The sequence below is a fragment of the Wohlfahrtiimonas chitiniclastica DSM 18708 genome, from assembly GCF_000375345.1.
GTDB classification, from domain to species: Bacteria; Pseudomonadota; Gammaproteobacteria; order Cardiobacteriales; family Wohlfahrtiimonadaceae; genus Wohlfahrtiimonas; species Wohlfahrtiimonas chitiniclastica.
Genome location: NZ_AQXD01000001.1, coordinates 63,668 through 86,343, shown reverse-complemented (window position 1 = coordinate 86,343; position 22,676 = coordinate 63,668). Strand labels below are relative to the sequence as shown.

Sequence of the window (22,676 nt, the reverse complement as noted above, 5' to 3'; positions counted from 1 at the left end):
CATTTTCTGAAAATGGATTTCTTTGCTACAATATCGCCCCGTCATTGGTCTAGAAAATTAAAATGGATGTAATAATTGAAGAATGTCTCTCGGAATTGTCTGGCAATATCCCTGAAGACGACTTTGCTATGTGGGTTGCCCCGCTCAAATTTCTGATTAAAGAAGATAAGGTCATTATTTTGGCAGCATCTGACATGATCATTCGTTGGGTGAAAAAAAATTATGAAGAGATCATCACGAAGATCTTTGCAAGCAAATTAGACCGTGACATTACGATTCAATATGGTGTGGGCACTGAAGATGAATATTCAGCGCCTGCCGTTGTGGAAAAGAAAAGCCGTAAAAGCGGTGGACGCGGCGGGCGTTCACGCGATGTGATCAAAGATTTCATCAAAGAATCGGCCATTGAAACAAGCAATCTTAATCATGACTTCACTTTCAATAACTTTGTTGAGGGTAAATCCAACCAATTTGCTTTAGCTGCTTGTGCCCAAGTGGCGCAGCATCCAGGCACATCCCATAATCCATTGTTCATTTACGGCAGTACGGGGCTTGGCAAAACGCATTTGATGCATGCCGTTGGTAACTCCATCCGTGAAAAATATCCGGATGCCCGCTTAATTTATCAGCACTGCGATAGCTTCATTGAAGACATTGTGCGCAGCTTTCGCAACAATACCCATTCTGACTTACGCCACTTTTATAAAACCTTAGATGCGCTATTGATCGATGACATTCAGCTTTTAGCGGGCAAAGACACATCTCAAGAGGTTTTTTTCCACACCTTTAATACGCTCCTTGATGGTGGCCATCAGGTGATATTAACCTGTGACCGTTACCCTAAAGAGCTTGAAATGATGGAAGATCGTTTAAAGTCGCGTTTTGCATCCGGGCTCATTGTGAACATTGAGCCGCCTGAATTAGAGCATCGGATTGCAATCTTGCTGCAAAAAGCAGAAAACTGGGGGCTCAATTTGCCGCAAGAGACGGCATTTTTTATTGCGCAAACCGTCAAAGCCAGCGTGCGAGAATTAGAAGGCGCATTAAAACAAGTCAATGCTCTGGCAAACTTTAAAGGCTCACCGCTCTCCGTCAGCATTGCCCAGGATGCTTTAGGCAGCCTGATGGAAATTCAAAGCCGCCAAATCACTTTAACGAACATCCAAAAAGTGGTCACCACTTATTATGGCTTAAAAACAGCGGATTTAATGGGTAAATCTAGAGCGGCAAACATCGCCAAGCCAAGGCAATTGGCCATGTATGTGGCGCGCTTATTGACGCAACACAGCTTGCCTGAAATTGGCCGCGCCTTTGAACGCGACCATTCCACGGTCATGCATGCTTGCCGTAAGGTCGAAACAGAACTCAAAAAAGATTATGCATTGCAACGCGACTTTGAAACCATCAGAGCCACATTGACACATTAATCATCCTCGCAGTAACGCTTGTAAATCCCCCAATACCGCCGACAATTGCTCCTTTTTCACCTGAAGTGACTCATCACCTGGGCGACGCCAAATGATGTTTTTTTCTGGCAATTCGTCTAAAAATCGGCTTGGGGTGCACGGCTCCCATTCACCATAACGCTTACGCTGACGGCAATACGTTAATGATAAACGCTGACGCGCCCGCGTAATGCCCACATAAAACAATCGCCGCTCCTCTTCCACCGTATCATTATCGATGCTGTTTTTATGGGGCAAAATGTCCTCTTCCATGCTCACAAGATACACATAAGGAAATTCAAGCCCTTTGGCACTGTGAAGGGTCATAAGCGTCACTGCATTGTGTTCTTTTTGCTCGCTGTCATTGTCTAAAATGGAGACCAATGTCAGGTGCGATAAAATCTCCTCAAAGGGCATGTCATATTGGTCGAGCCAATTGATCAAATACTGAATGTTGCTCTGTTTGCGCTCAAAAGATTTAGGCGACGTGGATTGATCCCGAAGATAATCATCATATTCAATGGCATCGAGCATGCGTTCAAGTGCTTCACGCGTTTGCCCTTGATCAAGCATTTTCTTAGTGCGCTCTAAAACCTGATAAAAATCGCCGCAGCGCAAGCCTAAGCCCTTGCCCATCACTTTGCCAAGTTGTGAGTGGTTGAGCACTTCATAGAGCGACAATTGATTGACTTTAGAAAACTCCAAAAGCTTTTTCAAAGAGACCGCACCAATTTCACGCTTAGGAATGTTTAAAATGCGCACCAAAGATGCCGTATCGTTCGGATTGACCATCACTTTTAAGTATGAAATCAAATCCTTAATTTCTGGCTGCTGAAAAAAGCTCGTACCACCCACAACGCGCACCGGAATATTGCGCATATTGAGCGCCATTTCATATGCTTTTGCCTGATGATTGCCGCGATATAAAATGGCAAACTGACTGTAATCATTGCCCGTCAGCGCCGCCTGTTCTTCAATGGAGAGCACCACATAATCAATCTCATCTTGGGCGCTCTTAAATTCATCAATGGTGATCTCATCGCCCATCCCTAAACTTGACCATAAGGACTTTTCATATAAATGGGGATTAAAACGGATCACATGGTTCGCCGCATTGAGAATGTGCCCCGTTGAGCGGTAATTTTGCTCAAGCTTAATCATCTTGAGATTTGGGAAATCATGGTGCAGCTGATTGAGATTTTCAGGTCGCGCGCCCCGCCAAGCATAAATGGATTGATCATCATCCCCCACCACCGTCAAACCACTTTTACTGCCCACCAACAGCTTCACCAATTCATACTGGCATAAGTTCGTGTCTTGATATTCATCCACCAACAAATAACGAATCTCCCGTTGCCAATAACGGCGCACCTCTTCATGGGTTTGCAAAAGATTGAGCGGCAGGAAAATCAAATCATCAAAATCCACCGCATTATAAGTGGTGAGCTGATCACGATACTCACGATACACATCCACCGCATGCACCATGGCCTCATCATCCACCTGCGATTGCACAGATTCCACCGATTGATGATCATTTTTCCAGTTAGAAATCTGCATTTGCATCATTTTTGCCTCATCGCTGTCGTTGAGGTAATCGGTCAATAATCCTAAACTGTCGCGCTGATCATAAATGGAAAAACCTGCTTTTAAACCACATAAATGCCCATGTTTTTTTAAAATCTGCAAACCCAAGCGATGAAAGGTCGTGACGCGAAGCCCTTTTGACTCCTCACGCTTGAGCGTGCCTTTAATGCGCTCTGCCATCTCTTTGGCCGCTTTATTGGTAAATGTGACGGCATAAATGCTGCGGGCAGGATAATGACACTCGCGCACAAGATATTTGATCTTTTCAGTGATGACGCGCGTTTTACCAGAGCCTGCACCTGCTAACACCAAAAGCGGTCGATCAATGGAATGGACCGCTTCTAACTGCTGTTGATTCAACTGCATGACTTACATGACTCTCGCTTTTAATAAATGGTGCATCGTCACAACGCCCACCACGTGCCCCGCATCATCTAACACAGGCAACGCGCTGATGCGTTTTGCTTCCATTAAATTTGCAGCATCCACCGCTAAAGCGTCAGGTCCAATGCTGATGGGTGTTTCTGTCATGCAGGCTTTCATGGTCAATTGACGAATGTCCGCATGCTTTGTCCACGTGCGGCGCAAATCCCCTTCACTGAACACACCTTTTAAATGGGCAGATTCATCCGTCACCACGATGATGCCAAGGGGATATTTAGTCATTTCAAGCAAACCATCGGTTAAATGCTGATCTTCAGAGACATTCGCGAGCTCATCAAATGGTGCCATCACATCTGAGACACGCAGTAATAAACGGCGGCCTAATTTACCCCCCGGATGAGAGCGCGCAAAATCATCTGCCGTAAAGCCACGCATTTCCATCAATGTCACTGCAATGGCATCGCCTAAGGCAAGCACAGCGGTAGTTGATGAAGTGGGCGCTAAATTCAATGGGCAGGCCTCTTCTGTCACTTTCGCCAACAAATGATACTGCGCATTTTTTGCCAATGTTGATTGATCATTGCCTGTAATGGCGATCACTTGTGTGCCTTGGCGAATCATGATGGGCATGATGGCAACAATCTCATCGGATTCTCCTGAGTTTGATAAAGCAATCACCACATCGGATGCCGTGATCATGCCTAAATCACCGTGGCTTGCCTCTGCCGGATGCATAAAAAATGCAGGGGTGCCGGTGCTTGCTAAGGTTGCGGCAATCTTATGGCCAATGTGTCCAGACTTGCCCATGCCGGTGACCACAACGCGCCCTGTGCACGCTTTGAGGACTTGGCAAATGGCATAAAAATTTTCATCAATGATTGATTGCAAAGCACTCACGGCTTTAGCTTCAATCTCCAACACTCGTTTTGCATGAGCAATTGCGCGATCTTGTGGGTTCATTCAATCTCTTCCAACCATGAATAGAGCCGTAATTATAGCGAATATTTTCCTGATTCTCAGTTTATCTTTGGCCGCTTTATCGTATAATGGTCAATTGTCGCGGCAATATAACACAATGAAAATTGCCTATTTTAAATTTCTACACAAGCTTAGGAGAGAAGGAAATGTCGAATTCTCGCGAAGTAGAATTACATTATTATGATGGTTCAACTCGTACAGTCTCAGTCAATGATACACGCATCCCTTACCCGATTGGCCGACTCATTGTTTCATATACGGATACGAACGGAATAATCATGCAAGCGAATCAAGCTTTTATTGACATCTCCGGCTATACAAGAGATGAATTGATCGGTCAGCCTCAAAACATTTTGCGCCACCCTGACATGCCAAAGGCGGCATTTAAGGACATGTGGAGCACCATTGAATCGGGCAAAAGTTGGAATGGTTATGTGAAAAATCTTTGTAAAGATGGTGAATATTATTGGGTGTACGCCACCGTTGTGCCTTCATTTGATAAAGATGGCAACATCACTGCATTCACATCCATTCGCAGAATGCCAAGTGAAGAGAAATTAAAAGATGCCATCGCGCTTTATGCCACACTCGATTAATCGGCACTAAACATTGAGACAAAAAAAATCCCTGATCGTCATCAGGGATTTTTTTAATGACCCAATTTATTTTTTGCTTTCGCCTAAAACCATGGTGCCATGTTTCGCATAATGATCATGCCATGAGAATGCTTCAGACAAGATGTGTGGTGTTTGACCACCTTTTGCACAAGCGCGATCAAAGTAATCACGTGCTTGGGCTTTAAATTTAGGATGCATACAGTTTTCAATCACCAAGGCTGCGATCTCTTTAGGTGATTTACCACGAAGATCCGCATAACCCTGTTCTGTCACAATCACGTCCACATCATGGTTTGCGTGATCCACATGCGTTACAAATGGCACAATGGCAGAGATGTCACCATTTTTCGCGGTCGATTGCGTCACAAAGATCGTGATGCGCGCATTGCGTGCAAAGTCGCCTGAGCCGCCAATGCCGTTCATCATGTGCGTGCCATTGACATGGGTAGAGTTGATGTTGCCGTAAATGTCCGCTTCTAACGCTGTGTTAAAAGAAATCACGCCTAAACGACGAATCACTTCAGGATGGTTGGTGATCTCTTGTGGGCGGAAAATCACTTTGCCTTTATAGCGCTCTAAATCTTCCGCAAGGGTTGCCACGCGTTTAGCGGATAAAGAGAATGCCGTCGCGGCTGCAAATTTCACAACGCCCGCATCGATCAAGTCAAAGATGCCATCTTGCAACACTTCTGATGCCACGGTGATGTCTTTAAATTTAGAGTGCTTCATGCCGCTCAATACAGCATTTGCCACAGAACCTACGCCTGATTGTAACGGCGCTAAACTTTCTGTCAAACGACCTTCTTCCACTTCTTTTTCTAAGAATGCTAATAAATTGTCCGCAATTTTTTGCGTCTCTTCATTTGGTTCAAATAAAGGTGATGGAATGTCTGGGCGATCTGACAATACAATGCCGCGTACTTTTGCAGGATCAACTTTGATGCCAACGCTGCCGATGCGTTTACTCACATCATACACAGGAATCGCTTCACGGCTGTTTTCGCCTTGATCTTTTGGCACATACACATCATGAATGCCTTCGTAAGCTGCGGGTGCAGATACGTTCAGTTCAATGATCACGTGTTTTGCTTTGTCCACAAAAATCGGTGAGTTACCCACAGAACCTGTTGGAATGATTTGACCATCTTCAGTGATGGCTGCCGCTTCAATCACAGCATAATCAATCTCACCTAACACGCCTTGGCGCAATTGTTCTGCGGTGTGTGATAAATGTTGGTCGATGTATTTCACTTCGCCGCCATTGATCTCTTTACGTAAAATGGGATTGCCTTGGTAAGGTAAGCGCAAATTGATCGCTTTGTTTTCAGCCAATACGCCATCGGCATCCGGTCCCATTGACGCACCGGTAAAGATGTTCACTTTAATGCCATCTTTATGTGCGCGAGCCGCTAATGCACCCGGGAACACTTTAGGTTCGCCAAACAAAGTAAAGCCACTCATGCCGATGGTCATGCCATCTTCCATCCATGATGCGGCTTCTTCTGCCGAGACAATTTTATTTTCAAAATTTGGATTACGAATTTTACCGGCCGCTTGCGCTTTTAACTGTTCCATAAACATCCTCCTAATTAATCTTTCTAGTTGTAACTTATTTGTAGCTCAAGATACTATACAGTAATTTGCTGAAAAGCAATATGTCACATCTGCGAACGCTTCTGTTCCAATAGCTCCCAACGCATGAAGGCTTCGTCAAGTTCTTCATTCTTACGTGCTAAAGCATCTAAAACTGCCGCCTGCTTCACATGATCTTGTTGATAAAAATCATTGTGTTGCGTTTGTTCAGAGAGCGCTTGAATCTCTTGATCTAATTGCTCGAGCAATGCGGGCAATGTCTCTAATTCACGCGTCTCTTTATATGATAATTTCACCTTTTGTGGTTTAGGTGCTTCTGTTTCCGGCTTCTTTTCCACAACATTTTTCTTTTCAGACTTGTGATTCTCTGCCTGTGCTGCGGTGTGATTAAAGTACTTTTGACTCTCCACACTCTCCAGCCAATCGCTGTAACCGCCCACATATTGACTCACCGAGCCATTGCCTTCAAATACCAACGTTGAAGTCACTGTTTTATCAATGAATGCACGGTCATGGGAAACGATCAAAAGCGTGCCTTCAAATTTCAGCAATAACTCTTCAAGCACCTCTAGCGTTTCGATGTCTAAGTCATTCGTCGGTTCATCGAGCACGATGACATTCGCTGGCTTTGCAAAGAGTTTAGCGAGCAATAAGCGGTTGCGCTCACCGCCTGATAATGCTTTCACAGGGCTTCTCGCTTTTTCTGGCGTGAACATAAAGTCCTGAAGCCAGCCAATCAAATGTTGTTTTTTACCGTTGATCTCAATGAAGTCGCTGCCTTCTGCCACATTGTCCATCACGCTTTTTTCTAAATCTAGCGCAGAACGCAATTGATCAAAATAGGCAATCTCAAGCTTCGTGCCCACTTCCACTTTACCGCTCTCTGGCGTTAATTGTTCAAAGAGCAACTTTAACAATGTGGATTTACCCGCACCATTTGCACCAATTAAACCCACGCGATCGCCGCGCATCAGCGTCATGCTGAAATCTTTGATAATGGACTTGCCATCAATGGAATATGAGATGTTTTCCGCACTGATGACGCGCTTACCAGACGTTGAACCTTCCTCAAAATTGAGTTTAGCAATCCCTTGACGCGAAATGCGCTCTTTAAATTGCTCACGCATCGCTTTTAAAGCGCGCACACGCCCTTCATTACGGGTTCTGCGTGCTTCGATGCCTTTACGAATCCACACTTCTTCTTCAGCCAAGCGCTTATCAAACAGCGCGCGTTCTTGATTCTCTGCATGGAGCATCTCCGCTTTACGGCGCTGATAATTGTCATAACTGCCCGGAAATTCTGAGAGAATACCGCGATCAAGCTCAATGATCTTATTGGCGATCTTGCCCAAAAATTGACGGTCATGGGTGATGAACAACAGCGCGCCATGATAATTTTTAAGCAGCATCTCTTCGAGCCACAAAATGGCATCAATGTCTAAATGGTTCGTCGGCTCATCAAGCAATAATAAATCAGGCTCAGAGACCAACGCTTTACCAAGGAGCACACGACGAATCCAACCGCCCGATAAATTGGCGATGATCTCATCCTTTGGCAAAGACAATTGCGAAATGATGGTCATCACTTTTTGATCAAGCGACCAACCATCAAGGGCTTCAATCTCATGCTGTAAACGGCTGAGCTCTGCCAAATCCATCTGATCTTCTGGCTGCAATAAAATTTGATGATACGCCACCAATTTTTGCCCAACTTCAGGAATGCCTTCAGCCACCACGTCATAAACTGTTTGTGTTAAATCACGTGGAATCTCTTGAGAAAGCGCCGCAATGCGATAGCCGCGATCAATGATCACTTCGCCATCATCTGGCACAGCATCGCCTGTGATCACTTTTAATAAAGAGCTTTTGCCCTCGCCATTGCGGCCAATTAAAGCCACGCGGTCGCCCTTTTCTAACGCAAAATCTAAATTTTGCAATAAAGGACGATCCCCATAAGCCAATGAAATATTGTGTAATGTTAAAATTGCCATAATTAAGCTCTATTTTGAATCCCGTATAATGCGCTGCCCACCACGCTTTTCACCACGCGCTGCGTGTCATATTCAACAGGCGCACCAATGCTAAATTTGTGATCAAGGCTCAACATGGTCACGCCATGCACTGCGCCCCATAAACCGCGTGTCAATAAGCCGAGTTCATCTTCAGAAAGATGTGGCGCCAATTGCGACAACTGCTGACCGATCACATAAAAGAGGTTTTTAATGTGCACAAAGTAATCTTCTGTGAGCAAGGCCTCATCAGTCACTCGGTGCATGAAGATCGCCTGCCATTTCTCTTTATGCTCAAAGGCAAAGTCCACATAACTGATGGCAATTTGCATCAAAGCAGCTTCTGGTTCTTTTGAGCCCTTAGCTAAATCAAGTTCAATTTTTTCCAACAACTGTTGTAAAGTACGGGCATTGAGTAGGAGCATCAAATCATCTACATTTTTGATCACCATGTACAAAGAGCCCACCGTATAACCAATCTCTTTGGCAATGCGGCGCGTCGTGAGTTTATTGTAACCCTCATCGACTAAAATTTTTTCGGCAGCCAAAATCACCATTTCTTTTAATTCGTCGCGCGAATGATCATTACGTCTACCCACTTTAGGATTCCTTTCTAACTTTCAATGGTAAGCGCTGCACACTCGCTGGCAGCTTCTTTTTGCCCTCAATGGCCTGTGACTCTGTGTCATACGGCCCAATGAAGGCAATCCATACGGTTTTACCCCGCTCATGGATTTTAGCATATTGTACTTGCCCAGGGATCGATCGTCCTTTTAACTGCTTTTCAAGTGCCGCGCGTTCTGTGTCACGACTAAGCTCAATAATGTAAGGCACTGCCACTTTTTTGGTTTTCGTGGATGCTTTTTCTTTCTGTGGCGGCGGGACTTTGGCTTTCGAAATTGCTTCAGGTGAATGCGCTGCCTCAACAATCGGTTCGCCCTTGACCATCAAGGCTGGGGCAACCGCTACCATTTCAATGGGTTTGACCACTTTCACAGGTGCTGTGGGTTCTGGTGTCACGGTGATCACTTTTGGCACCGGCTCCACCACTTTGACAGTCGGCATCACTTCATCCACCACAATCGTTAAATCGGGGACATCTGTGACCGCAGGCTCTGTTGGCGCTTTTTGCCACCATTGCCAAGCCACAAAGCCCACAACCCCAATGATTGGAATCAATAACCACCATAACCATTGAAAAGAGCGCTGTACGCTTTTCATGGGCGTTGGGCGCTCTTCTTCCAATAACTTTAACAATCTTCCAATGTAACCATACGAAAGATTATGGAGCTGATTGATCTCTGCAATAGAGATCTCTTTATTTTGATTCAGATGCTCAAACACGCTGTCAACAAACTGCTTAGATTCCATCATGTTCATGGAGGTGAGCGTGATGACTTCAGCGCCTTTTAACAACTCACGCATTTCGATGTGCGCAGGCGCAATGCCCATGAAAGCGACCAGCGTCACTTTTGAAAAAAGCTCAGGATGATGACTAAACAGCGTCATCACTGCACGCATTTCTGCATGTGGCAGCGCTTCGACATCATCAATCAATAGATACGCATGCGTTTTATGTTGCAATAATTGCGTCAGCCACGCTTCTAATTGTACTTCAAAATCAGGGGCATCAAATTTCGGCCACGTACAGACAGTGCTTGGGACAACGCTGTGATCATGCCCATTTAAGCTGGCCACCGCGTGCGATGGATCCTCAGACAATGCCCGAAACAATTCAGACAACAATCGACTCTTACCTGAACCATTCGGCCCTTGTATGCACAGTAAATGGGTTTGACGCGCCTGACAAACATCGGTTAAGTGCGTCAAAATTTGATCATAAGGTGGCACCTTGATCCAGGGGAGTCGATCTAACCTCAATGTCTTACGCGTCCTTTGTCATGGTCATATGGAAAGCTTCTTCAATGTACGCTTTCGGTACATTGCCCATCACAACCCCTTCACCAATGTCAGATAAAAGGATGTAACGGATGTCTGTTGCCGTGTTTTTCTTATCAAGCAACATCACTTCCCACATGGCATCAAATGAAAATTGCTCTTTCATAGACGTTGGCAACAAGAATGATGTCAAGGTCTCTTCAATTTCTGCCACTTTCTCTGGGCTCATTAAGCCCATTTTCTCAGAAACAATCGCCGCCATGCGCATGCCAACCGCCACAGCTTCACCATGCAAAATGCCTTTATAACCCATATTTTTTTCAATCGCATGGCCAAACGTGTGCCCTAAGTTTAATAAAGCGCGGCTGCCTTGCTCAAACTCATCTTCCATCACGATCTCTTTTTTATTCTGACAAGAGCGCGCCACCAACTCTTTAATCGCCGTTTTATCGCGCATCAAAATGGCATCTTTATGGTCACGCAACCAATAGAAAAAATCACGATCACGAATCAAACCATACTTGATCACTTCAGATAAACCACTGATGAACTCACGACGCGGCAATGTATCTAACACATCCACATTAATGAACACCGCTTTTGGCTGATAAAACGTGCCCACCATGTTTTTACCGAGGGGATGATTGATGGCCGTTTTACCGCCCACAGAACTGTCCACTTGTGCCAATAAACTTGTGGGAAATTGAATAAAATCAATGCCGCGCTGATAAATACTTGCCGCAAAGCCCACCAAATCCCCAATCACGCCGCCACCTAATGCAATCAATGTGGCTGAGCGGTTATATTTTAAAGTCAATAATTTTGTGATGATTTTTTGTAAGGATTCATTGTTTTTAAAGATTTCACCATCTTCGAGCACCAATGTTTCAACGCGTTTATTGGGCAATAATCCCACCACATAATCCATATACAACGGTGCAATTGTGGTATTTGAAACCACCAAGACTGTTTCGCCACGAACTTTTTCTTCTAAGCGGTCAGTGAACATATTTGTAGAGGCGATACAAATGGGATAAGAACGGTCACCAAGTTCGATATCTATAATTTTCATAACTTAATTCTTTAAATCCTTTAACGGAATACACCAATCGGCTGAAACATTCATAGGGTCATTATACAAAGAAAACAGAAGATCAGAAATCTCTTGCGGGGTTCGACCTTCCACTAAGATGCGATAATGGGCAGCATCTAAATAAATCGGATGACGTTCATCATAAATATTTTGTAGGGTGCCAAGGGGAGATGTAGTTTTTAACAGCGGACGCGTTTGATCGCCTTTGATGCGCTCAAAAATGGCGCTAGGTGCCAAATCTAGAAAGATCACGGTGCCACGGGATTTTAAATAATCACGATTAACCTGACGTAAAATCGCGCCACCACCGGTGGAGAGCACAATGTTTGGCAATAAAGACAATGCATCGATGGCTTTGGTCTCTAAGTCACGAAAGGCCGCTTCACCTTGCGTTGCAAAGAGCTCTGCAATCGATTGCCCTGCCATCTTTTCAATATAGGCATCGCTGTCAATAAAGGAAAAGCCGAGTTGTTCGGCTAAGGCTTGACCCACTGTGGTTTTACCCACACCCATCGGGCCCACTAAAAAAAAACTATTGATCATTTTCATGACCAATAGTTTCTATCGTTTTACTGCAAGAATCAATAGTTATTTCACAATATTCGGCGTCAAGAAAATGACCAATTCAGCTTTATTATTGGTTGTAATATTATTTTTAAATAAATTACCCACAAATGGAATGTCACCTAAAAATGGAACTTTTTGTACATCCTCAGCAGAGGTCACAGTATAGATACCACCTAACACAACAGTTTCACCATCACGAACAATGGCTTGTGTTTTAATCTCACGCTTACGGATTTTGATATCACCTTTAGGCGTGGCACCATCCGGATCATCCTTCTTAATCTGAATGTCCATAATAATATGATCATCTGGCGTAATGCTTGGCGTCACTTTAAGCTCCATCACCACATCTTTAAACTCAGTGTTTGTACCATTATCACTCACTGTTGAATAGGCAATTTGTGAACCCTCATTGATGTAGGCTTCTTGACGATCCGTTGTCATTAATGTTGGACTGGCCAATACTTCACCTCGACCTTGTGTTTGCATTGCTTGTAATTCTAATGCTGCTGCAAAGTTACGACGCAACACATTTAAAGCAAAAAGACCTGTATTACCTGCAACGCTTGCATCCACAATACCGCCACCCCAAACATTGCTACCGCCTGGTTGGTAACTACCTTGAACATTTGGATTCCATGGATTAAAGCTTGAACCACCACCTTCAGGTGCTGTTGTCCCATCCCCTGTCCAACTGCCTCTATTGGCTCTTTGAATGCCCCATTTTACACCCAATTCTCTTGCAAATGTATCTGTTGTTGCCACAATTTGTGCTTTAATGACCACTTGTCTTAATGGACGATCTAAACGACTGATGAGCTCACGCACAATGCGCATTTGCTCAGGTGTATCACGCACAATCAATAAGTTTTGGTTCGGATCCACCGTTAAAGAACCATGCTCAGAAATACCGGTGGATTGCACGCGTGTACCATCTGCATTGGTGCCTTGTTGAGAGGATAATACTTGTGCCAACTCTGCCGCTTTTGCGTTGTTGATTTGGATGATCTCTGTGATCAAATCAGGCGCTAATGTACGCGCTTCATTTGCAGGCATGATGTACACAACATTACCGCTTTGTTGTTTCACTAAACCTTTTGAGCGTAATACAACATCTAAGGCTTGATCCCATGGCACATTTTGTAAACGGATGGTGATGCGGCTATTGACGCTGTCACTCACGACAATGTTTAAGCCCGTAAAGTCTGCAATGATCTGTAAAATGGCACGCACATCAATATCTTGGAAGTTGATGCTGATTAAATCACCAGTGAACACATCTTTGTCACCTAAAGCACTTTTCTTTTGCTCAACCATTTGGCGCTTTGGCTTCACAATCAACTGAAACTTAGAGCCAATTTGTTGGGTGCTGTATTCATAATTCGATTGTGTGCGAATGCGCACCGCAGCCGTTCCGTTATTATTGACCACTTCTAAAGCAGACACAGGCGTTGCAAAGTCCGTCACTTCAATGCGGCGCACTTGCGCAGGATTCCACGCAACACCGGGCACAGAAACCGTTAAACCACGGGTTTGTTCATCCACCAATTGCACTTGTGTTTGGGCATTGGGTAAAAAGACCTCGATCACACCCGCGCCTTGTGAGTTACGGAAAAAGCCCACATCTTTTGCAACAGGTTGATTGACCATCAAATCCTGACTGGGCACATTTGACTGCACAGAATTTTGCCAACCGGCTTGAGTGGTTTCATATAAATTTTTAGGCGCTAACGTCACCACCACTTCATTGCCACGGCTATTGACCGAGTAAGTGCTGTTGTCTTTTAATTTAACTGTAGAGCGCACTTTATTGTTCGCGTACATGTTTTGTACATCAGACACAATGTTGTTATTAATCGTGCGATTTTTCAACACTTGATTGACGCCTGTGGATGCAAAATCGAGCACCAATAAATTTTTATTGTCTAAATAAAAGGTTTTTGGGGCTTGTACATCACGGTCAAAGTGATAACGCAATTCAACATTGCCATCGGCTAACGCCACAGATTCCACCGCAGTCAAGCGCTGCGCACTGGCCGTGGAGAACAACAAAGCAGACAATGCAACTGAAACTGCGCCTAAGTGATAGCCATTAACGGGCTGAGTTAATCTCATAAATACTCTCCAATTATTTTATTTTTAACGATATTTTATTTGGTGCAGAGACCCATGCATTCGGATCTTCTTTATTGCCGGGGGCGAATTTTTCATCAATGAAAATGTCGCGCTCTGTAATTTTGTTAATGCGTCCAAAATCGCGGCCAATGTAATCACCGACGCGTGCCATGATGATTTTGCCTTTGCCATCATCGATCAACGCAGCCGTTTCGCCATTTTGCAATGACATCACACCAATCATTTTTAGGTTGTCTAACTCATACTTTTCAAGTGGGCCAGGTTTATAACCTTCAGGTCTTTCAGGATCGTGTTTTAAACGCACTTTACTCTGTACAGCGACGTCAAAGTCACCATAATCAAACACCCCTTTAAATGAGCCTGACGCCACAAATGGATCGCGGCCTTGGGCAATATAAAATAAGGTGGTATCGCCCATGTCTAAGCTATTGGCGATGCTGTCAAATTTACGAGATTTTACTTTGAGTGCCACAGATTGCTTTGTATCCATGATGCGCTCTTCTACCGGTTCCCCACGCTCAAATTGCTCAAAGCAACCTTGTAAAATGAACGCCGATACCAATACTGTCATAATTTTTGGATTCATCATTCTTTCCTTATGAGTTATATCGATAGGTTGCAATCAATGCTGAAAACGCCTGACGACCAGACACACCACAGTCAAAGTTAGGCACCACAACGTTTGGCACGTTTTTTAACATCTCAATGCCTTGTGGCAATTGAGCCGTTGGCACAAAACTGTTGATGCCAAAGTTATCAAGCGTAATGATGCGTTCAATTTCTGATAAGTTTGCCACAAATTGCCCGATCTGATCATACGTTGCACACCCTTCAATTCTCACAGGAATCTTGGTGTAAAAGCCTGCCGATTGCTCAGCTAATGGCATCGATTGTCTCACATCAATCCCAGCGCGCATCGCGTTCATATTGAGCTGTTCGATAAAGTTGGCCGCATTCAATTCACGCGGTAATTTCTTACGCACTTCTAATAAGAGTTGATTCACTTGCTCAATTTCAGCCAAATAGAGATCGGCTAAGGCCTTAAACTCAAGTTTTTTTGCCAACTCACCCAACTTTTGGTTTTCACGATCTTTTTGTGCTTGGAATTGATCCACAAATTCAAAATATTTAAAGGCGCCAAAGGTCACCACTGCAAATGTTAAAATGGCACTGCCCACACACACTAAGGCACGCGTCCATTTAGGTTGCTTTGCTAAATTCTCAATGGAAAAGAGTTCATTAAAATCAATGCTGTTTAAATTCATTTTGCATCCTCTTCAATCGCCGATTTTTTTTCAGGGTCCACAACCACGCTGTAAGAGACCACGTTATTGCCATCAATCACCACTTCACGATGCGGTGGAATCGGCGCAGGGCCAATGTTTTTATCGAGTTGATCTAAGTGACCAGCTAAAACATCACGATCTTTTGCCAAGGCATTAAAGCTCAATTGATTCAATGTAAAGGCCAATGAGATTAAGAAGGCATCCTCTGGCATTACAGAAGAGAATTGCTCCATCATGCCCACCACTTCAGAGCGTTGGGCAGCCAATTCACGCAATACATTGAGCTGTTGTTTTAACGCTTCTGTTTGAGCTTTACGCTCATTCATCTGCTTTTCAACTTGGCTGAGTTTAGCAAGTTCCATATCAATGATGCTGGTGCGCACTTCACGCGACTCAAGCTCTTCATTGACAAAAAAGATCACAGCGGCAGCTAAAATCGCCCCAATGAAGCAGCTTGTCACCAACCAGCTTTTAACTTTTTTCTCACGCTGAAGCTTAAGCTCTTCGCGCCACGGTAATAGATTGATTTTAACGATCATATTAGAGTAATCCTCGCGTTGCTAAGCCGGCTGCGGTTGAAAGTGCTTCAATGCTTGAGCCGTTTAATTTAGTATAGACTTTGTCATCCACATCAAAAATCATGTCAGGTGACAACACTTCCACCTCAACATTCGTCAATTGTGTGCTCAACGCATCGAGGATTTGTGGATAACAAGCGGTTGCCCCTGAGATGTACAAGCGATGACATGTCACTTGTGGGTTATTGGCCACATAGACGTCAATCGATGATTGTAATTGCACCATCATTTCAGAGATGAATTGCTGAATGCTCTCTTGAATGTCTGCAGCGCCACTTAATTTATATTTTTCCGCATCTTGCAAAGAGAGGGATTTTTGTTCTGTGATCAACTGTGTTAAGCGCTCGCCGCCAATCGGTACATCGCGCACATAAACAGATTGATCACCGGTGACCACATTTAAACTTGAATGCATCAAACCGATGTCAAAAATCATCACGGCATCATAATCAGACATATTGTCTATGTCACCTTTTAAGTGCAATAGATCTAATAAGCCATAAATATTGATGTCGATGGCATTGACTTTAAGCCCTGCGATGTCCGCACAGATTTCGCGCTGATTGACAAACTCTTTTTGCGCCGCAACGATCAACACATCCGTGTGCCCTTCTGCACTTAAAGAGGGTTTAATCGGTACAAAGTCAATGAACACTTCCTCAGAGGAGAATGGGAAATATTGCGACACGTTTGCCTCAATGGTTTTCCACAATTCATCGGTTTTTAACTTTGTTTCCATCGGCACAGAACGCACCATCGCCACCGATGTCGGGATCGCCAATGTTGCCTCTTTACAGCTACCAAACGCTGACATCGCTTTATTTAAGCTGATGCCGGCCACATCAATTTCAACGGGCATGCCATCTTTCCAGTCGCCTTCGCAGTTAAACACAAGGGCGCGGGTTAAACGAAAATCTTTGCCTTTTCGTTGCACTTCTGCGATCTTGATTGAATATGATCCTATGTCTATTCCGATACACACACTCGGCTTTTTAGCCATACTTATTATCCTCGATTCATTCTTATTTAAAATTAGCTGCCTGATTCTACTAGTAGCATTATGTAAAATCAATTTTTTTAATTATGCCTCAACCTTGCTAAATTCCTGATTTTCAATCCATTCTTTACGCTTAGCGCTCAATTTTTTATTCAACAAACGATCAAATACTTGATTTATATCAGTGTCATCCATCGTTAATTGTACTAAGCGGCGTGTATCCTGAGCCATTGTCGTCTCTCTGAGCTGAATCGGATTCATTTCACCGAGTCCTTTAAAGCGTGTCACAGAGATTTGTTTACGGCTTTTATTGTATTTTTTTATGATCTCGCTTTTTTCATACTCATCTAATGCGTAATGCACTTCCTTGCCAATGTCGATGCGATACAACGGTGGCACTGCCACAAATACATGCCCTTCTTCCACCAATTTTCGAAAGTGGCGCAAGAATAATGCACACAATAAGGTTGCAATGTGTAAACCATCGGAATCCGCATCCGCAAGAATACAGATTTTGCCATAACGCAAGCCTTCGAGGGTTTCACATTCAGGATCAATCCCCATTGCCACAGAGATGTCATGAATCTCTTGTGAGGATAAGATTTGACTTGAATCCACTTCCCAAGTGTTGAGAATCTTACCGCGCAGCGCCATGATCGCTTGCACCTCTTTATCTCGCGCTTGCTTGGCTGAACCGCCTGCTGAATCCCCTTCCACTAAAAAGAGCTCCGTCAGCGCCACATCATTGCTGATGCAATCGGCCAATTTACCCGGCAATTTAGGGCCTTGGGAGATTTTTTTACGCACCACAGCTTTTGAGGATTTAATGCGCGCATGAGCATTTTCAATGATGAGGGTGACAATCTCTAAGCCCTCTTCGACATGTTTATTGAGCCAAAGGGTGAAGAAATCTTTCACAGCGGCTGACACAATGTTGGCGATGTGGCGAGAACTCAAACGCTCTTTGGTTTGGCTCGCAAATTGTGGCTCCACCATTTTGAGTGATAATAAGAAATTGAGATTGTGCATCACATCTTCTGGGGCAATTTTTAGATTGCGCGGCAATAGATTGCGCTGCTCACAAAATTCACGGATCGCATCGGTTAAACCATTTTTCAAACCATTGACATGTGTACCGCCAGCAATGGTGGGAATTAAGTTCGCATAACTTTCCATCATCAATGGCGTGCCCTCTTTCATCCAGGCAATGCCCCAAGTGAACTCTTCCGTTTCACCGGTAAATTCACCAATGATGGGCGCAACTGGCACAATCTCTTCACCGCTTAATTGATCTTCAATGTATTCAGTGATGCCACCTTCAAAGAACCATTCTAGGCGCGCACCTTCAGTATCTTCTGCCACAGTTTCATCAATCAAGGTGATTTTTAAACCCGCAGCCAACAATGCTTTGGCTTTTAATAATGGAATCAAACGGGCTTTAGCGACTTTGTCATAATCAAAGTAGCTGCCATTCGGCCAAAAGCGCACTTCTGTCCCACTCAATTTTTTATTGGCAAACGGCGCTTGCGTCAATGCTTCGACACATTCGCCATTGGCTAAAGCGATTTTATACTCAACGCCTGCTTGCCAAACCGTAACTTCTAAACGCTCAGACAAGGCATTGACCACAGAAACCCCAACGCCATGCAAACCACCAGAATAGTGATACACATCTTGATTGAATTTACCACCAGCGTGCAACTTAGTTAAAATCAGCTCAACACCGCTGACGCCGTGCTCAGGATGAATGTCCACTGGCATGCCGCGTCCATTGTCTTTGACCCCATATGAGCCATCTTTATACAACGTGATGGTGACATGATCCGCAAACCCCGCGAGCGCTTCATCCACTGAGTTATCAATCACCTCTTGCAATAAGTGATTCGGACGCGTGGTGTCGGTGTACATGCCTGGGCGTTTTTTGACAGGATCAAGCCCCGTTAATACTTCAATCGAGCTTGCGGTATATTTCTTTTCAGCCATGGTCAACCTATAAATTCTTTAATCTAAAAACAAATGAAACGAGCATCAATTATGCGTTTGATGCGTGATTGCTTAATGCATACACATGATCGATGAGCTTACGGTATAAATCCACTGCCAAATACCATTCTGCTTGCATTGCAGCCGAAGGGTCATCGTCATGATCTAAATTTTCTTGGAAACGTTCTAAAAATTTTAGGCGCTTAAACACAAAGTCGCCCGCCATTGAAAACGTCACTTGTTCATCAAACCCTAAAGAGAGTTTGGTCACTTGCCAACCCTCTTTCAGTGGCTCTTGAATCTCTTTTGCGTCAAGGGGCACGCCTTTAAACTTCGCATTGCCACCTTCATCTTTCATCTCTTTGAGCTCAACATCGTACAAAAGATCAAGCGCGTCAGACTCAACGCCATATTGAACCCAATGGGTCATTGCGGCGGTGACTGAACTTTCTGGCACTAAAGGAATGATGGGCAAGCTGCCCAATGTTTTACGCAAATGGCTCGTCAACAGTGAAGCCTTTTTAGCAGAACTTGCATCCACCACCAACCAATTTTTCTCAAGGTCAATGTACGCAAGCATAGAAGAGCGATTGACCAACGCATTGGGCAACAATTCATTGGTCACCATTTCTGTCAGTTCTTTAAGCTCAGAACGGCTGACATTTTTTAATTTTTTCTCTTCAATTTTCTTCTCAACGGCTGTTTTTACCGCAGAATTTGGCAAAATTTTATGCTCAATCCCAAAACGCACAAACAGCGCTTGATTGACTTTTTCCACATACTGCTGCCCATCTTTATAAATCGGCAACCAACCTAAACTTTCCAACTCTTCCGTTAAACAGTTGGTTAAAGGTTTTGCGGAAAGCTTCGCTTCCATCTCTTCTAAAGAGCCGTTCAACGGCTCCTCAAAGCGGTAAATCAATAAATTTTTAAAGCTCATCAGTCATTTTTCCATGTTTCAATCACAGGTAAGATCGCCGCAAAATCATCCACCACAGCATCTGGGGATGCATGGGCGATCGATTCCCCATAGTTATAACCGTACGTCAAGGCAATCGAGCGCACGCCAGCATTTTTCGCTGCCAAAATGTCATTACGCGAATCGCCCACAAACACAAACTCACGTTGCGTTAAGCCAAGCTGCCCCAAAATCTTAAAAATGGGCGCAGGATGCGGCTTGATTTTTGCCACATCATTCGCACCAAGCATTTCGGTAAATAGATGATCAATGCCCAAATAATGCATCAATTCTGGCACAAACTTTGAAGGCTTATTGGTGATGAGTACCAAATCATACCCTTGTGCTTTTAAGGCTTCTAAAGTCACTTTCACCTCAGGGAACAGTGGACTGCCGCTCAATAACTCATCCTGATAGCAATCGGACAATATGGCCATGGCACGCGCGCGGTATTCATCATCACTCGGTGCACCTGCCCAAGCTAAGGCGCGCGTCAATAACATTTCAATGCCATTGCCAATCCACGTAGTCACGAGCGCTTTGCCGGGTTGCGGCAAGCCTAAACGCTCACACATGCCATCGACTGTATTTCCTAAGCCTTGTGCACTGTCCACCAACGTACCATCTAAATCAAAACCAATTGCCTCAATTGCCATTGTGACTCCTTATTTTTTAACGAGCAGCGCCATCGATTCCACATGGGCTGTGTGCGGGAACATGTCCATCACACCTGCATCGGTCACTTCATAGCCATATTGCACCAACTCAGCTAAGTCGCGTGCCAATGTTGCAGGATGACAAGACACATATAAAATGCGTTTTGGGGCCAATTTGCCTAAATACGGCATCATTTCTAATGCGCCTGAACGCGGCGGATCCACCAAGATCGCGTCATATTTGAGCTGCATCCAATCGGCATCATCTTGATTTTGTGTCAAATCTGTACAGTAAAAATCAACATTCTCTAAACCATTGCGCGCCGCATTTTTCGCAGCCCACTCAGTTAAGCTTTGATCCCCTTCCACGCCAATGACCTTGCCAGCTTCTAACGCTAAAGGCAAAGTGAAGTTACCTAAACCACAAAAGAGATCAAGCACTGTTTCATCTTTTTGCAGCTTTAATAAGTCTAGCGCTTGTTTGACCATTTGTTGGTTGATCATTGGGTTCACTTGCGTAAAGTGATACGGCTTAAATGCCATCGTTAAGCGATCAAGCAATTGATAATTCAACAAATCATCACGATCTTCCACATCACTTAATAAATAGGTCGAGGCTTCATTTTTAGGCTGTAAATAGATGAGAATGTTGTGCTCAATGCCAAATGCTTTGAGTTTTGCTTCATCTTCTTCAGTGGGCGTTTCTAATACGCGAAAACTCAATGCCACTTGCTCTGAACCAATGGCCACTTCAATTTGTGGGATTTTATCTAACAGCGTTAAATCACCAATTAAGGCAGACAATGCAGGCAACAAGTTCGCCACTTTGTCTTCAAGCACAGGGCAGCTGTCCATATCCACGATGAATGGAGCAAATTTCTCACGAAAACCCACCAACACTTTCTCTTTTTTCGCCACATATTTCACGCCTAAACGCGCTTTATAGCGATAATGTTCACTGGGTGATCTCAATGGCGGCATTTGTTCTGCCACATCAAAGTCGAGTTTTGCCTGTTTTTTCAAGTTCGATGCCAATTGTTTGGCTTTAAAATAGATCTGTTTTTCAGGATCTAAATGCTGCAATGAACAACCGCCGCAGGTGCCAAACACATCACAAATGGGCGCCACACGATCTGGCGATGCTTTTAATACTTCAATGGTTTTCGCTTCATCGTAATCTTTGCGGCTTTTGACGTATTGCGCCATCACCACTTCATCTGGCAATGCGCCATTGACAAACACCACCTTACCCTCCACATGGGCAACGCCGCGGCCATCGTGTGTAATGTCCGTGATGGCCACTTCAAATGGTTCTTGGGAAAATTTTTGTCTGTGTCTACGCTTTGCCATTTTTGCTCAAAACCCTAAAATAAAAAGAAGCGATCATATCACAAATCACTCCGCTTCAAGGTCGGAAATGTCTGCAAATTGACATCGCACGGCTTTTAATAAATCTTGCGGGGCAATTTTAATTTGCGTGCCGCGCTTCCCCGCTGAAATGATGATGTAAGGCAAAGTCTCTGCGGCACTTGCAATGAAGGTTGGAAATGTTTTCTTCATCTTAATCGGTGAACAACCACCACGCACATAACCCGTTAATGGCTCTAATTTTGCCACAGGAATCATCTCTAATTTTTTGTGTCCACTCGCTTTAGCTAAGCGTTTTAATGAAAGATGCTCCGCGCTTGGAATCACCGCCACCACATAATCATGATCACTGTGGGTGACGAGTGTTTTATACACCACATTCGGCGACTCACCGAGCAATTGTGCCACTTCTAATCCGCCTTTGACCTCATCACCCTCACACGGATAACTTAACGCTTCATAATTGATTTTCAATTGATCTAATGCGCGCATTGCATTGGTTTTATCCACTTTTGACTTCGCCATGATGTCACCTTTTGATT

The 22,676-nt window shown here is 44.2% G+C and carries 20 protein-coding genes; 2 read left to right on the top strand and 18 right to left on the bottom strand.

Annotated features, from left to right (window positions below; genetic code table 11):
• Window positions 1-62 precede the first annotated feature (62 nt).
• Complete coding sequence (gene dnaA, locus B143_RS0100410) at window positions 63-1,427, top strand: chromosomal replication initiator protein DnaA (protein WP_026165640.1); 1,365 nt, start codon at window positions 63-65, stop codon at window positions 1,425-1,427.
• On the opposite strand, the gene B143_RS0100405 is transcribed toward dnaA, so the two are convergent.
• Together B143_RS0100405 and B143_RS0100400 are read right to left on the bottom strand one after the other, a co-directional pair.
• Window positions 1,428-3,398, bottom strand: coding sequence for an ATP-dependent helicase (locus B143_RS0100405; RefSeq protein WP_018121724.1), 1,971 nt, complete (start codon window positions 3,396-3,398; stop codon window positions 1,428-1,430).
• Between the two features lie 3 nt (window positions 3,399-3,401).
• Window positions 3,402-4,376 (bottom strand): KpsF/GutQ family sugar-phosphate isomerase, encoded by a 975-nt coding sequence (locus tag B143_RS0100400; RefSeq protein WP_008316489.1) that lies wholly within the window; start codon window positions 4,374-4,376, stop codon window positions 3,402-3,404.
• A gap of 164 nt (window positions 4,377-4,540) precedes the next feature.
• On the opposite strand from B143_RS0100400, the gene B143_RS0100395 reads away from it, so the two are divergent.
• Entirely contained in the window at window positions 4,541-4,990 is a 450-nt protein-coding gene (locus tag B143_RS0100395) for a PAS domain-containing protein (protein WP_081601008.1), read from the top strand.
• A 66-nt stretch (window positions 4,991-5,056) separates the two neighbouring features.
• Here B143_RS0100395 and scpC read toward each other — a convergent pair whose 3' ends face one another.
• From scpC to ybaK, 16 genes are all read right to left on the bottom strand, one after another.
• Window positions 5,057-6,586 carry a succinyl-CoA:acetate CoA-transferase ScpC gene (gene scpC / locus B143_RS0100390; RefSeq protein ID WP_018121722.1) on the bottom strand — a complete coding sequence of 510 codons (1,530 nt, stop codon included), beginning with the start codon at window positions 6,584-6,586 and terminating at the stop codon, window positions 5,057-5,059.
• A gap of 83 nt (window positions 6,587-6,669) precedes the next feature.
• Window positions 6,670-8,595, bottom strand: a complete 1,926-nt coding sequence (locus B143_RS0100385; protein ID WP_018121721.1) for an ATP-binding cassette domain-containing protein — start codon at window positions 8,593-8,595, stop codon at window positions 6,670-6,672.
• A 2-nt stretch (window positions 8,596-8,597) separates the two neighbouring features.
• Window positions 8,598-9,212 (bottom strand): TetR/AcrR family transcriptional regulator, encoded by a 615-nt coding sequence (locus B143_RS0100380; protein WP_018121720.1) that lies wholly within the window; start codon window positions 9,210-9,212, stop codon window positions 8,598-8,600.
• 1 nt (window position 9,213) lies between these two features.
• The gene (locus tag B143_RS0100375; RefSeq protein WP_248647489.1) at window positions 9,214-10,464 is read right to left on the bottom strand and encodes an SPOR domain-containing protein; all 1,251 of its coding nucleotides are present in this window, start codon (window positions 10,462-10,464) and stop codon (window positions 9,214-9,216) included.
• A gap of 34 nt (window positions 10,465-10,498) precedes the next feature.
• A complete protein-coding gene (gene aroB / locus B143_RS09615; RefSeq protein ID WP_018121718.1) occupies window positions 10,499-11,584 on the bottom strand; it encodes a 3-dehydroquinate synthase in 1,086 nt (361 codons plus the stop codon).
• A 3-nt stretch (window positions 11,585-11,587) separates the two neighbouring features.
• Window positions 11,588-12,148, bottom strand: coding sequence for a shikimate kinase (locus tag B143_RS0100365; RefSeq protein ID WP_248647488.1), 561 nt, complete (start codon window positions 12,146-12,148; stop codon window positions 11,588-11,590).
• A gap of 45 nt (window positions 12,149-12,193) precedes the next feature.
• Entirely contained in the window at window positions 12,194-14,287 is a 2,094-nt protein-coding gene (locus tag B143_RS0100360) for a type IV pilus secretin PilQ (RefSeq protein WP_018121716.1), read from the bottom strand.
• Window positions 14,288-14,300: 13 nt separating this feature from the next.
• Window positions 14,301-14,894 (bottom strand): pilus assembly protein PilP, encoded by a 594-nt coding sequence (locus tag B143_RS0100355; RefSeq protein ID WP_008316479.1) that lies wholly within the window; start codon window positions 14,892-14,894, stop codon window positions 14,301-14,303.
• A gap of 10 nt (window positions 14,895-14,904) precedes the next feature.
• A complete protein-coding gene (locus B143_RS0100350; protein WP_018121715.1) occupies window positions 14,905-15,573 on the bottom strand; it encodes a type IV pilus inner membrane component PilO in 669 nt (222 codons plus the stop codon).
• On the bottom strand, window positions 15,570-16,133 hold the full coding sequence (locus B143_RS0100345; protein ID WP_008316477.1) for a PilN domain-containing protein: 564 nt from the start codon (window positions 16,131-16,133) through the stop codon (window positions 15,570-15,572). The genes B143_RS0100350 and B143_RS0100345 overlap by 4 nt, the downstream gene beginning before the upstream one ends.
• A 1-nt stretch (window position 16,134) precedes the next feature.
• On the bottom strand, window positions 16,135-17,172 hold the full coding sequence (gene pilM / locus B143_RS0100340; protein ID WP_008316475.1) for a type IV pilus assembly protein PilM: 1,038 nt from the start codon (window positions 17,170-17,172) through the stop codon (window positions 16,135-16,137).
• An 81-nt stretch (window positions 17,173-17,253) separates the two neighbouring features.
• A complete protein-coding gene (parE, locus tag B143_RS0100335) occupies window positions 17,254-19,152 on the bottom strand; it encodes a DNA topoisomerase IV subunit B (RefSeq protein WP_018121713.1) in 1,899 nt (632 codons plus the stop codon).
• 49 nt (window positions 19,153-19,201) lie between these two features.
• Window positions 19,202-20,092 carry a recombination-associated protein RdgC gene (locus B143_RS0100330; RefSeq protein ID WP_018121712.1) on the bottom strand — a complete coding sequence of 297 codons (891 nt, stop codon included), beginning with the start codon at window positions 20,090-20,092 and terminating at the stop codon, window positions 19,202-19,204.
• Entirely contained in the window at window positions 20,092-20,766 is a 675-nt protein-coding gene (locus tag B143_RS0100325) for a phosphoglycolate phosphatase (RefSeq protein WP_008316471.1), read from the bottom strand. Before B143_RS0100325 ends, B143_RS0100330 begins: the two co-directional genes overlap by 1 nt.
• 9 nt (window positions 20,767-20,775) lie before the next feature.
• Window positions 20,776-22,116, bottom strand: coding sequence for a 23S rRNA (uracil(1939)-C(5))-methyltransferase RlmD (gene rlmD / locus B143_RS0100320; protein WP_018121711.1), 1,341 nt, complete (start codon window positions 22,114-22,116; stop codon window positions 20,776-20,778).
• Window positions 22,117-22,161: 45 nt separating this feature from the next.
• Complete coding sequence (gene ybaK / locus B143_RS0100315; RefSeq protein ID WP_026165639.1) at window positions 22,162-22,659, bottom strand: Cys-tRNA(Pro) deacylase; 498 nt, start codon at window positions 22,657-22,659, stop codon at window positions 22,162-22,164.
• Between the last annotated feature and the right edge of the window lie 17 nt (window positions 22,660-22,676).